General features: G+C 72.5%; 11 protein-coding genes and 1 tRNA gene. 4 read left to right on the top strand and 8 right to left on the bottom strand.

Features of this window, described 5'->3' with window-relative positions; all coding sequences use genetic code 11:
* The first annotated feature begins 54 nt into the window (after positions 1-54).
* Genes ACIRVK_RS19280 through ACIRVK_RS19270 form a run of 3 tightly spaced genes read left to right on the top strand, consistent with a single transcriptional unit; the run spans position 55 to position 2,031 of the window.
* Complete coding sequence (locus ACIRVK_RS19280) at positions 55-702, top strand: MerR family transcriptional regulator (RefSeq protein ID WP_404248498.1); 648 nt, start codon at positions 55-57, stop codon at positions 700-702.
* Positions 703-761: 59 nt separating this feature from the next.
* Positions 762-1,280, top strand: a complete 519-nt coding sequence (locus ACIRVK_RS19275) for a Pycsar system effector family protein (RefSeq protein ID WP_404248496.1) — start codon at positions 762-764, stop codon at positions 1,278-1,280.
* Between the two features lie 25 nt (positions 1,281-1,305).
* Positions 1,306-2,031 carry a Crp/Fnr family transcriptional regulator gene (locus tag ACIRVK_RS19270; RefSeq protein WP_404248494.1) on the top strand — a complete coding sequence of 242 codons (726 nt, stop codon included), beginning with the start codon at positions 1,306-1,308 and terminating at the stop codon, positions 2,029-2,031.
* A gap of 84 nt (positions 2,032-2,115) precedes the next feature.
* On the opposite strand, the gene ACIRVK_RS19265 is transcribed toward ACIRVK_RS19270, so the two are convergent.
* The 7 genes from ACIRVK_RS19265 to ACIRVK_RS19235 all read right to left on the bottom strand — a co-directional run bounded on the left by ACIRVK_RS19265 (position 2,116) and on the right by ACIRVK_RS19235 (position 11,696).
* Positions 2,116-3,786: a hypothetical protein gene (locus ACIRVK_RS19265; protein ID WP_404248492.1), complete on the bottom strand. Its 1,671-nt coding sequence runs from the start codon at positions 3,784-3,786 to the stop codon at positions 2,116-2,118.
* Positions 3,783-5,213, bottom strand: coding sequence for a protein phosphatase 2C domain-containing protein (locus tag ACIRVK_RS19260; protein ID WP_404248490.1), 1,431 nt, complete (start codon positions 5,211-5,213; stop codon positions 3,783-3,785). Before ACIRVK_RS19260 ends, ACIRVK_RS19265 begins: the two co-directional genes overlap by 4 nt.
* A gap of 26 nt (positions 5,214-5,239) precedes the next feature.
* On the bottom strand, positions 5,240-5,920 hold the full coding sequence (locus ACIRVK_RS19255) for a hypothetical protein (protein WP_404248488.1): 681 nt from the start codon (positions 5,918-5,920) through the stop codon (positions 5,240-5,242).
* Positions 5,921-5,950: 30 nt separating this feature from the next.
* The gene (locus ACIRVK_RS19250) at positions 5,951-7,678 is read right to left on the bottom strand and encodes a hypothetical protein (protein ID WP_404248486.1); all 1,728 of its coding nucleotides are present in this window, start codon (positions 7,676-7,678) and stop codon (positions 5,951-5,953) included.
* A 2-nt stretch (positions 7,679-7,680) separates the two neighbouring features.
* Positions 7,681-9,951: a hypothetical protein gene (locus ACIRVK_RS19245; RefSeq protein WP_404248484.1), complete on the bottom strand. Its 2,271-nt coding sequence runs from the start codon at positions 9,949-9,951 to the stop codon at positions 7,681-7,683.
* Positions 9,948-10,715, bottom strand: a complete 768-nt coding sequence (locus ACIRVK_RS19240; RefSeq protein WP_404248482.1) for a hypothetical protein — start codon at positions 10,713-10,715, stop codon at positions 9,948-9,950. The genes ACIRVK_RS19245 and ACIRVK_RS19240 overlap by 4 nt, the downstream gene beginning before the upstream one ends.
* Positions 10,716-10,892: 177 nt before the next feature.
* Positions 10,893-11,696 (bottom strand): exodeoxyribonuclease III, encoded by an 804-nt coding sequence (locus tag ACIRVK_RS19235; protein WP_404248480.1) that lies wholly within the window; start codon positions 11,694-11,696, stop codon positions 10,893-10,895.
* A 67-nt stretch (positions 11,697-11,763) separates the two neighbouring features.
* Here ACIRVK_RS19235 and ACIRVK_RS19230 point away from each other — a divergent pair, with 67 nt between their 5' ends.
* The gene (locus ACIRVK_RS19230) at positions 11,764-12,258 is read left to right on the top strand and encodes a GNAT family N-acetyltransferase (protein ID WP_404248478.1); all 495 of its coding nucleotides are present in this window, start codon (positions 11,764-11,766) and stop codon (positions 12,256-12,258) included.
* A gap of 71 nt (positions 12,259-12,329) precedes the next feature.
* On the opposite strand, the gene ACIRVK_RS19225 is transcribed toward ACIRVK_RS19230, so the two are convergent.
* Positions 12,330-12,403, bottom strand: a tRNA-Ala gene (locus ACIRVK_RS19225).
* Between the last annotated feature and the right edge of the window lie 97 nt (positions 12,404-12,500).

Raw genomic sequence — 12,500 nt, 5'->3', positions numbered from 1 at the left:
TGGGTAGGGGGCGCGGACCACGAAGTTACCCGCAGTACGACATAGGGTGCCGTCGTGACCGAGAAGCGTGAGTACCGCATGGAGGAACTGGCCCGCCGGGCCGGCATCACGGTGCGCACCCTGCGCTTCTACCGCGAGCGCAAGCTGATCCCGCCGCCCCGCCGCGAGGGCCGCATCGCCTGGTACGACGACCACCACCTGGCCCGGCTGCGCACCATCGCGGCGCTCCTGGAACGCGGCCACACCCTCGCCGGGATCGCGGAGCTGGCGGAGGCCCTGGACCACGGCCGCGACATGGCCGACGTGCTCGGCGTCACGCCCACCGAGGAGGAGCCGGTCCGTCTCACCCCCGAGGAACTCGCCGCCCGCTTCGAGGGCCAGGTCACCCCCGAGAACCTCGCCGCCGCGCTGGATCTCGGCTACCTGGGCACCGACGGCGACGAGATCGTCCACATCAGCCGCCGCCTCCTGGACGTCTCCTCCGCCCTGGTCCGCGAGGGCATCCCGCTCGCGGAAGTCCTGGCAGCGGGCGCCCGCGTCCGCGAACACGTCGACGAACTCGCCGAGATGTTCGCCGACCTGGTCCTGCGCCACGGCACGGAGGACGACCTCCACCGCCTGCGCCCACTGGCCCGGAGCGTGGTGGAGGCGGAACTGTCACTGGCGTTGGACCGGCGGTTGCGGAAGCAGACGGGCGGGTAGCGTCCTCGTGCGCCGACCCGGCGTGCACGAATCCGCGGCCGAAAGGGAGGGGTGCGGCCTTGTCCGACGGTGAGCCGGTCAGCCGCGAGGAAGCGACGAAAACCGCCTGGCAGGTGCACTCCGTGCTCGCCGAGTGGACCCGCACCGTGGACGCCAAGGCCTCCTTCGCCCTGGCGATGGAGTCGGCGGCACTCGCCGGCGTGGCCGCTCTGTCGGGCTCCGGGCACCGGCTGGGCAGCGTCTCGGGCGCCCTGCCGAAGACGGTCCTGTGGACGGGCCTGACCCTGCTCGGCCTGTCCGCCGTGCTCGCCGTACTCGCGGTGCTGCCCCGCCACAACCGCGAGGGCCGCCGGCCACCCGCCCACCTCGACGACTTCATCTTCTACGGGCACATACGGCACTGCAGTCCGGACGAGCTCGCCGACCGGCTCGGCCGGCACACCCCGCTGCCCGCGCTGTCCCGCCAGCTGGTCGACATGAGCCGGATCGTGTGGATCAAACAGCGGCTCGTGCAGCAGTCCCTGCTCACCGCCGTCGGTGGCTGCGTGCTGATCGTCATCGCGGCCCTGGCCGGCTGACCGCGGGCGAGGCGGAGGGACGGCGATGACCGCGGAATTCCGGGACGGCGGCCCACTCGGACACGGGCCCGGCCGGACTCCCTTCTGGGACCTGCTGCCCCCCGCCGCCCGGCAGGCACTCCGCGAAGCGGGCAGCGTCAAGACATTCACCGCCCGCGAACACCTGGTCCGACAGGACGAGTTCGGCGACCACCTGCTCGTCGTCGGCAGCGGCTGCATCAAGGTCACCACCGTCTCCGCCACCGGCTACCAGGCGGTCCTGGCGCTGCGCGGCCCCGGCGACCTGCTCGGCGAACAGGGGGGACTGGACGGCGGCCCGAGATCGGCGACGCTCACCGCGCTCACCCCGGTCCGAGCCCTGGCCATACCCGGCGAGGCGTTCCGCGCGGCGGCCCGCGACCATCCCGTCGTCACCGGCGCCGTCCACCAGGTTCTCTCCGCGCGTCTGCGGGACGCCGACCGTCAGCGCACCTCGGCGGGCGCCGACCCGGTCGCCGCGCGCCTCGCCGGCCTGCTGCTCGACCTCGCCGCCGGCCACGGCCGACGGCACGCCTCCGGCGCCGTCGAGATCGCCCTGCCCCTGTCCCAGGACGACTTCGCCGGCCTGGTCCTCGGCTCCCGCAGAACCGTCAGCCGCGTCCTCGAACAATGGCGAGCCGAGGGCTGGGTGACCACCGCCCGCACCCACGTCACCATCGAAAACGCCGACGCCCTGAAGCGGGTGCGCGAGGGCGGTCCGCCCGGCGGATGACGCCCTCCGGACGAACCCCCGTCATCCGCCCGACGGGAGGGCACCCAGGGCCCACGGGCTGCGCCCGCGGTCCGGCCGGGTGGCTCACAGGTCCGTCCAGGCAAGCGTGTTCAGGCCGTACTCGCTCGCGATGGGGTTCCACACGGCGACGAAGTCCTGCTTCGCGGCCGTGGCGCTGGCGCTCGCCGATGCCGCGTCCTGCCAGGAGCTCGATCCGGACACGGCGGAGGACGAGCAGTTGCCCGAGACGTCGTCGACCACCCGGGCGTAGGCCCGGTCGGCCTCCTCCGAGTTCTGCCAGGCGCTGCGCAGGTCCGACACGAGGTCGCCGGACAACTGGTCCAGGCCCAGCCCGCCCAGCTTCTCGACCAGGCCGGCCCGTGCGTCGGCCGCGTCCTCGAACACCTGCCGGTCGTGCTGCAGATCGCTGCACTGCGTCATCGACTTCACGGCGTCGGCGACACCGCTGCGCCGGCCGGTGTTCTGCGACAGGAGCCTGTTCAGGGCCGTGGCCTGCCCCTCGCGCGTGTCCGCGTTCTCGATCCGCGGCTGGCCCGTGTCACTGCTACTGCTGCTACTGCCGCCTCCGGTGGAGCCGCCACCGCTGTCGGAGGCCAGGTGGGACGCGAGCTGCCAGGCGCCCAGGCCGAGCAGCCCGAAGACGATCCAGCCCACGACGGCAGCGCGGCCGATCGACGACCCGCGCTGCGGCCCACCGCGGGCAGGAGCGGACGGCGTGGGGACGTACGCGGTCCGCCGACCTCCAGCAGGGGCGCCGGCCGGCCGCGCGCCGCCTGGGTGCGCACCCCCGGGACGGGTGCTGCCGGCCGGGCCGGTACCGGCCGTCGGTGCGCAGACGCTCGGCATGCCGACCGTCTGCGCGGGGGCGGGCCAGGCCGCCGGAGCGGAGTCGAAAGCGCGGCGCAGGGGATCGAGCCAGTCGGCGAGGGCGGGACGGTCGGCGGGCGTCCGGCTCAGGCCCCGCTGGGCCAGCTCGCCCACGGCCCTGTCCATCCGTTTCAGCGCGGCCGGGTCCTGACCGTGCTGCTCGTGCAGGAAGAGCCGCACCGCGAGCAGCGCGAACTTGTAGCGGTCCCCCTGCGGTGTCTCCGCGGGCTCCCCGCCGGGCAGCTGCCACCCGGGGGTCTGCACGGGCTTGAGGACCCAGTCGCCGCCGAGCCCCATGGCGTCGCAGTCGATGAGGAAGCAGCCGGGCCGCGGCCCGGACAGCGAGAACAGCAGGTTCTTCGGGGAGAGGTCGCCGGCCACCACGCCGAGTCCGTGCAGCCACTCCAGCAGGTCGGCGAGGGCGAGCAGCAGACCGAAGAGCTGACGGGGTGTCACCGTTCCGACCATCGTGTTCACATAGCTCAGCGGGTTGAGCAGGAACTCGAACCCCGCCGCCTTCTGCTCGCCCGAGGGCACGGGGATGAAGAACTCGTCCGGGATCTGCCGCATCAGAAAGCCACGGACCTGCGAGCCCTCGGTTACCAGCGCGGCGGGCCAGGCGGTGTTCCGGGCCAGCCGCTCCCCGACCACGGCCGGCCTGCCGGGCAGGAAGGCGACCATCCGCTCCAGGGCATCGGTCCGCAACTCCCGCTGCCTTTCCGGCTTGTACTCCTTGTACGCCACCGGCCAGGTCCCGTTGATCAGCCGTTTCTCGACCTCCCACACCTTGCCCTGGCCGCCGTCGCCCAGGGACCTGCCCAGCACCAGATCCGAACGGGCGATCCGCACCGCCCCGGAGCCGGTCACCGGGTGCCGCCGGGGAGCCGGTGGCGGGGCCAGACGGCGAGCAGGGTCCGGTCGTCGTCGAACGTCTCGCGGGAGAAGTCCAGCAGATGAGCCAGGGTGCGGGGCTCGGCCGGAGGCACCGCCAGCTCCGAGCCGAACAGGTCGCCCACCATGCCGGTGCCGTCACCGAGCGGGACGCCGAAACCGTCGGTGCCGACCAGCAGGACGCCGTCCGGGGGCAGTGTGTACTTCATCGGGCGGGCCTGCGCCGACAGCCGCGGCAGCGCGACCACCGCGGTGCTGGAGATCTCCTCCGCGCCGGATTCGCCGTCGCTCAGCAGCTGGTTGAACTGGCCCTGCTGCAGACACCACGCCGTGGAGTCCCCGGCCCGTACCAGCGTGACGTCCATGGAGCCGTCCCTGGTCGGCGTGACCGTGCCCGCCACCAGAGTCGTCGCCAGGGTCCTGACCGCTTCGGCCTTGTCCTGCTCGTCGGGTTCCCGGCCGCGGGCCACCCGCATGAGCAGTTGATATCTGGCCGCCTGCAGCACCCGGGTCCAGTCCGGGCCGGGCCGGTCCTGGCCGAGCTGGGCCAACAGGTCGTTGACCGCCGTACGGCAGACGAGCGCGGCGCCCACGTGCGACTGCGGGGCCGACGAGACGCCGTCGGCCACGGCGAAGACGACCGTGGCGGTCGGTTCGTGCCAGGCGGCGACCACGTCGTCCTGCCGCGGCCGCCCGTCGAAACGGTGCTGGTCACCGCGTACGGACGCCAGCCGTACGGTCAGGTGCGGGCTCGACCATCCGTCGAAGACGGTGTCGGGCCGGTAGGGGTCGGCAGGCGGCGGCTTCGGCTCCACGTGCGCGGCGGCCCTGCCCAGCACGATCCTCCGCCACTGGTTGGTCACGCGCCGGGAGTCCGGCGCGGGTGGACCGGACCCGGGCTGCTGCGAACCCGGCGGCAGGTCCGACCGCGGCGCCGCATGCCTCGGCCCACTGCCGGCAGGTTCCGGCGGCGCCGTGTGCCGCCGTGCCGCGGAAGGCTCAGCGGCACCGCCACCGTACGGATCGTGCGCACCATGCCGCCCCACGTCGTACGCCTGCCCGGCGCCCTCCCCGCGGGGCGGGCCCGGTCGCTGGACGGTGTCGTCCGGTGGACGGTGGCCGGTGCCGGTCCAGGCGCTCTGCGGCCAGGCGCCGGAGGCGGTCGGGCCGTTCAGGTCCGGGCCGTCGTAGGCGGGTACCTCGTATGGCGGAACCTGGTACTCGGACACGGTGTATCCGGGGACGGCGGGCGCGGGCGCCGCGGAGCCGGGCGGCACGGCGGTCAGCCTTGCCTCGCGCTGCGCCGGGTCGGGGGGCGGCTGTTCCGGAGCCGGGGAGGCCTCGGGACCTTCCGCTTCCGGCGCGTCCATCCGCTCGTCGCCCCTGCCCCTGAACCGCTTCAACAGCGATCGCTTGTCCTTGTCCACCGTCAGACCTCGTCGATCGCGAGCTTGAAGCCCTCCGGCTTCTCCACCGCCAGCTCGGCCGGCTGCCCCGCGGCCAGGGCATTGGCCGACTCGACCACGCTCTTGGTGAGCGCGGTGAAGAACTTGGCGATGGCCTCGCCCAGTTGGGCGCCGGGAATCGACACGAACGCGAACCGCTGGTCGGTCGCCACGGCCAGGATCGTTTCGGCGCGGGCACCGCCGATCCCGAAGGCAATGACGTTCGGCGCCGCGCCGGTCACCGAGCGGTCGGTGAGCCGGGCGTGGGTCTGCCGCCACTCCTCGCCGCAGGTCGGCTGGCCGTCGCTGAGGAAGAAGACAGCTGGGCGCAGCACCTTGTACCCCTGGGACTTCAGCGTCCGCACGTCCTGCGGGACGCGCTCGAGCAGTGCCGCGAACGCCGCGTCGTAGTTGGTGCCGCCGCCCGCCGACAGCCGCGGCAGCTCGTTCTCACCTCTCAGGTCGGCCAGGATCAGCCGTTCCGTGACACTGTTGGAGAAACCGAGCACGGAGAAGCGCACCTTGGCGGCTGCCATCGGCTCCCCCAGCAGCGCCACATGCAGCGACTTCATTCCTTCGTTCAGGTCGCCGACGGAGCCCGACATCGAGCCCGACTCGTCGGCGAGGATGTACACCGGCAGCAACTGCCCAAGCGTCTCGGCCATCCCAGTTCTCCCCTTTGCTGTTCAGCCGCTCTACTGCTCTTCCCCCACGGGCCTGAGGCCCTGCGGGCACTGGAGCCGCAGCTCCATCTGCCCGGCGATCGCGCTCCGGCCGAGATGCAGCAGCGTCTCCTGCAGCAGGACGGAGAACTGCACCGCCGACTGCGCCGGATCCGCGCCCTCGACGGCGACGACCCCCAGCTCGGGCCGTGAGGCGATTCGCTGCACCGCACGCTCCCGGCCTGGTCCGATACCGCACGCGACGATGTGCGGAAAGTACTTGTGCGCCATCAGCTCGGCGTGCGCGGCGGGCCATTCGGCGTCGTCCTCGGCCTGGCCGACGGCGAGGAAGAAGACGACGGGCCGCAGCACCCGCGGCACCTGCTCCTTCAGCCGCTCCGTCTCCAGCTGCACCAGGTCCAGGAGCCGCCGCAGCACGGGCCGGTAGCGGCAGCCGGGCGCGGTGCTCAGCCCCGGTACGCCGGTACGCCAGGAGACCTCGGTGAGTGGCAGCACCACATCGGCGCCGTCGGCGTAGGTGATCACCGAGAGCCGGACGGCGGCGGCCACGTCGGGGCTGTTGGCCAGCAGCGTCTGCACCGAACGCAGCGCGTTACCCAGGTCGGTGACGCAGACCGCCGCGGCCGGCGAGGTGTCCAGCACGATGTACACCGGGATCAGTCCGCTCGGCGGCGCGGCGGCGGGCGCCGGGGTGCTCCCGCCCCACTGCACGGGCCCGCCGATCTGGGCCGACGCGGGCGCCGACGCCGAGTAGTCCGGCCCGCGGGGCGCCGCACCGGAGGTGAAGGAGGCGGGCTGCCCGGCGTCGGGCCGCTCCAGCACACCCGCGACCCCCGTGCCCGGCGCACTCGGCCCGAGCACGCCCTGCCGCAGCCCGGGCAGGTCGACCTCGCGCACGACGCCCTGGTCGATGAGGTACCTGACCATCTCGGCGTGCCGCTGGTCCCGGATCTCGTGCTGGGTGGCCTCGGCCTCCCGGACCTTCGCCAGGATCTCCAGGGCGGGCACGGTCTCTTCGGGGTGCCGGACCAGGTGCTCCCGGATCAGGCTCTCGAAGTCGAGCTGTGTGCCCGCCAGCACGGCACGCTCCTCCGCCTGCCGGCGTCTGCGGCCGGCCGCCCTGATGTCCTCGATGTCCTCGTCGGAGTACGTCACGCTGCGCCGCGCCTCGTGGACGTGCACCCCGAGTGCGGCGCGCCGCCGCGCCTCCGCCAGTTCCTGGATGTGCCGGGCGGCGGCCGCGTCGGGCTCCATCTGGACCTTGCAGTAGTAGATGGTGACGCCCTCGGGGAGCCGGATCTCCCGGCCCAACTCCTGGTTGACGGCCAGTTGCGCCCTCATGGCCTCGGTGATGGCGAACTGCGCGGCCTGCAGCCGGATCCGGTCGGTCAGGTAGCCGTAGACGACCGTCAGCGCATCGCGTACGTTCCTGGCCACGACCAGCGCCGGGTCGTGCACCCGGAAGCCGATGTCGATCGTCGCCTGGAATCGGTGTCCGCCGTCCTTGCAGGTCAGCGGGGTTTTGGTGACCGATGCCTGGCGACGGTGGTCGCTGAGGTCGACGACGTAGCAGGCCCGGTTCTTGCCGAACCAGCGCTGCCCGAACGTGCGGACTTTCTCGACCTCGAAGGGCCCGCCCTCCACCGGGTAGACGATCGCCACCGAGGGCGGCAGGTTGGGCAGTTCGCCCACCCGGCTGCGGGCGATCACCCGTTCGTTGAGTATCAGGGAGAGGGGCATCCTCACACTCCTTCCAGGTCGAGCTGTGTACGCACCATGGCCGCGGTCAGGGGCAGCCCGACGATGCGGTCCCGGTGGGTCCAGTCGTCGGCGCAGCCGCGCAGTATCCGGCCCGAGCGCTGGTCGCCGTGTGCGATGGCGCCGACCAGCAGCCGTACCATCTCGCGCAGTTCGGAGTCCCTTTCGGCGAGCTTCGCCCAGTCGCCGAGGACCTGTTCCGCCTCGTCATGGAAGAAGGGCTCGTTCAGCGCGGCACGCCACAACAGGACGAAGGAGTCCCGCAGTTCGGGCCGCCGGTGGGCCAGGTACAGCAGCGTGGGCCACTCGGGCACGGCGGCCCCGGGCTCCACGTCCTTGGTCTCCACGACCACCTGCGCGGCGACGATCAGAAACGCGAGCACCGCCGCCCGGCCGGAGCGGTGCTCGACGGCCCGGCTCCGCAGCATGGCCAGTACGGAACCGGCCGCGTCGGGGTCGGCCGCGACCAGGTCGGCCAGTCCCAGGCCGACGGCCACGGCCACCGTCACACTGTCCACCGCGAACAGCCGGGCGAGTTCCTCGACGGGGCTGCCGGAGACGGCACTCAGGCCATGCACCCGGGCCGCGGCCGCCCTCACCTGGGGTCGTCCGTCGGCGTACCAGCCGCTCACGAGCGTGGTCGCCTGCTCCTTCACCCAGGGGTTCTGGCAGGCCACGGAGAGCGCGTAGGCGACGGCGGTGCGGCGCAGCGCGCTCTCGCTGCGCGCCCAGGGGGCCAGGACACGGCGTTCGATGTGCCGGTAGGCCTCGGCGGCCAGCACGCCAAGCCCGGAGGCGGCCGCGTAGACGCGCACCTGCTCGGCCGGATGGACCACCAACTCGTCGAGCCAGTCGAGGAGTTCACCCTGGATCTCGTACTGGGTCCAGGCGTGCAGGATGATCCGGCGGGCGTAGCCGGGGTCCTTGTACTCAAGGATCTTTCCGGGCTCGCCGCCCGGCTTGTCCAGCTCCTGGGCGCGCAACCGCAGCAACTGCCGCCGCCGCGGCGTCTCGAACAGGTCCTTGGCCGGGGCGACGCGTCCGTCGGCTCCGGGTGCCCGTAGGTAGGGGCCGTCGTCCTCGAGCCGGCCGCGTAAGGAGCGGGCGGCCTCGGCGACGTCCTCCTGCGGCAGCCCGTTGAGCACGGCGAGGGCGAGCGCGAAGCTGCGGGCGCCGGCGTCCGGCAGGCTCTCGGCCCAGATCTCGAAGTCCTCCGCCTCCAGCCGGGCCCGGTGTTCGCGCAGCCGATCCAGGTCGACGCTGCCGTGCAGGTCGTACTGCTCGCTCAGCGCGGCGGCCAGGTCCCCGGCCTGCCGGCAGGCGGGGAGGCCGCCCACCAGCTCGGTGATCACCTCGCACACGTCCTCGCGGGCCAGCAGCCGGTCGGCGTCGCGCTCCCCGAGCCGCCATCGCAGATGCGCGCGGACGACCTCCAGGGGCTGCGGGGCGTCCGTCAGATCCCTGACACCGGCGAGCAGTTCGCCGTCGGCGAGCTCGCCGGCCGCCACGGTGACGACCATCCAGGCATCCGCCTGGGACAGCGCGCCCTGCACCTTCTCGTACGTCTCCCGGCCGAGGTTGCCGATGTCCTCGGGCCGCTCCAGCAGGAACCCGGCGCCGCGCTCGATGACCCCGCTGTCGTTCTCCAACTGTTCGGCAAGCGAGGCGAAGTCGACGTCGCTGTCCAGGTGGTAGAGCGCGCCCCGGCAGGCCCCGAGCAGCAGCCGTGCCGCCATCGCGGACTTGCCGTACCCGGCCGCCGAGCGCAGGATCAGCAGTCGCTGCCGGGCGAGCGCGTCACGGGCGTCGGGCAGGTCGGCGGGCGGGCAGTAGGCGAACCGGACCCGTTCGGCGATGAGCGGGGACAGCGCGCGCAGCCTGCGTCTGCGCCCGCCCAGCAGGACGACGTACTTGTCGCCGCCGACCATGTCGCCCTCGACGTTGGCGACGGCGTTCTGCAACAGCCCGCGGCGCTGCGAACCCTGCCCGAGCTGGCCGGTCGCCTCGTACGACTCGGCGCCCGGCCCGGACTGCGGGGCCTCCTGCCGGTCGGCGCCGTCGTCGCCTCCCGTCGCCGATGCCACCTGGGCCGTACCGTCCTGCTTGTCCTTGGCCTGTTCCTGGCCGGGGCCCGGGGCGGACGGTTTGGGCGCACCGCCCGCACCGCCCGCCGCGGGTCCCCCCGACCCGGCCGCCGGCTGGCTCCCCCCTGGATCACCGGCGGCCGGGGCTCCTCCCGCCGCGGCCGCCGTCACAGCCGCACGTTCCCGGTGTTGTGGACGGTCACGCTCTTGTCACCGGCGACCATGTCGCCCTGCACGGTGTCGGCGTGCTGCGTGACGTGGGGCCGCCCGTCGCGGCGCGGCTCGGCGGTGGCCGGTTCGGGCCGCTCCTCGGGCGGGACGCCGCCGGAGGCCGTGGCCGGCAGTCCCGGCGGAGCCGGGTATCCGGGGACGGTGATCCAGATGCTGATCGTCTCGCCGTGCTTGGTGGCGAAGTCACAGGGCAGATAGGCCGCGGGGTCGATACCGCGGTGACCATGTCTGATCACGGCGCGGTGGATCTCGTCCGACACGGCGAACACCGTCCGCGCCGAAGGGGCGGCCACCAGGACGTCCCTCAGGGGCTGAGCGTCCACGATCCGGCAGGCCGTGTTGACCGCGTCGCCCGACCAGCCATCGTCATCCCGCTCCGCCAGGCCCTGGTGCAGCGCCAGGCGCAACCGCACCGCGTGGTCCTCCTTCGCGCCCTCCGCGTACTCGCCCAGTCCCGCGTCCAGCTCGCGCAGGAAGGGCCCGGCGATCAGCACGGGCGAGACGGTCGACTTGACCAGCATGAGCACACCGTCACCGCGGTCCTCGGACACGACGTCCGCCGCCGCGAGGCCGACCCGCTCCATCGCGTCGCGCAGAACGTGGTACATCGCGGCCCGAATGCGTCGCTGCACAGGATCACGGCGTGAACTGAAGTTCTCGATGTCCAGCACCACGATCCAGTGATGCGCAGCCTCTTCCGCCATGGCGGACCTCCCCCGTGCTCGCCGCGTAGGTGCTGCCGACTGCTCGGCTCCACCAGTAGACGGCATCCGGAGAGAGCCGGTCCACGCCATTTGACGTACTCGCGTAATTGGCCGGAAACGGTCTGCGACAAGAGTTCGGGCAGGCAGCGTGGGGAAGAGCGGGTCCGGCCGCGGGGGTTACCGGTCGTAGACGACGGTCACCGGCGCGTGGTCCGACCACCGCTCGTCATAGCTGGCCGCACGCTCGACGTAGCCCTTGACGGCCTTGGCGGCCAGCCCGGGCGTGGAGACGTGGTAGTCGATGCGCCAGCCGCTGTCGTTCTCGAAGGCCCGCCCCCGGTACGACCACCACGAGTACGGCCCCTCGGCATCCGGATGCAGGGCGCGCACCACGTCGACGTACCCCCCGTCCGCCGGATCGAAGACCCGCCCCAGCCACGCGCGCTCCTCTGGCAGGAACCCGGAGTTCTTCTGGTTGGCGCGCCAGCTCTTCAGGTCGGCCGGCTGGTGGGCGATGTTCCAGTCGCCGCAGACGACGACCTCGCGCCCGTCGGCGGCGGACCGCTCGCGCAGCTCCTTCAGATGGGCGAGGAACTCGGCCATGAAGCGGACCTTCTCGTCCTGCCGCTCGGTGCCGACCTCGCCGGAGGGGAGGTAGAGGGAGGCGACGGTGACGCCGGGCAGGTCCGCCTCGGCGTAACGTCCGCTGGTGTCGAACTCGGCCGAGCCGAAGCCGACCCGGACGCGGTCGGGCTCGCGGCGGGTGTAGAGGGAGACGCCGGCCCGGCCCTTGGCGGCGGCAGGAGCGTGCACCACGTGCCAGCCGTCAGGCGCCCGCACATCCTCGGGCAGCTGTTGCGGCTCGGCCCGCACCTCCTGCAGACACAGCACATCGGCGGACGTCCCGGCGAGCCACTCCAAGAAGCCCTTCTTGGCGGCGGCACGCAGTCCATTGACATTGACGGAGGTCACGGTGAGCACGCCGGAACGATACCGGCACACTGGACGGGTCCAACTACCCATCCCGCATAGATGTACGGTTCTCAGAATGAATATACGCCGCGTCTCCTTCGACCACCCGGACGCCGTCAAGCTCAACGACGAGGTCCAGGCCGAGTACCACGTCCGCTACGGCGACGGCGGGGACGCCACATCGCTCGACCCGGCCGACTTCGAGCCCCCGAACGGCGTCTACCTGATCGCGTACGACGAGTCCGACAGCCCCGTCGCCACCGGCGGCTGGCGCGCCCGGGACACCAACGAGGAGGGCAACCTCGACGGCGACGCCGAGCTCAAGCGCATGTTCGTGGTGACGTCGGCGCGCGGCCGCGGTCTCGCCCGGCGCATCCTGGCGGCCCTGGAGGAGGACGCACGAGCGGCGGGCCGGGCCCGGATGGTCCTGGAGACCGGCACGAAGCAGCCGGAGGCCATCGCCCTGTACACGTCCAGCGGCTACGAGCCCTGCGCGAAGTTCGGCTACTACCGCTTCCACGAGGCAAGCCTGTGCTTCGCCAAGCACCTCGGGAAGCAAGATCCAAAGTAGTTGCCGTACTCGCTGCCGTACGGCATGCCAAAGCCCCTACCGGTGATCACCAGTAGGGGCTTTGAACTGCGTGGACCTGAGGGGATTTGAACCCCTGGCCCCCTCGATGCGAACGAGGTGCGCTACCGGACTGCGCCACAGGCCCTTGCAACGAGTGGAACTCTAGCACCCCGATCCGCGTGCTTGGAAATCCGTTCCCGGGGGGGTGGAGGGCAGCGGCACAGGTGGGACGGGGGACGGTC

This window comes from Streptomyces sp. NPDC101152 (assembly GCF_044768275.1).
Lineage (GTDB): Bacteria > Actinomycetota > Actinomycetes > Streptomycetales > Streptomycetaceae > Streptomyces.
Note: the sequence above shows the minus strand (reverse complement) of the source record. Positions and strands in the feature narration are given on the sequence as shown.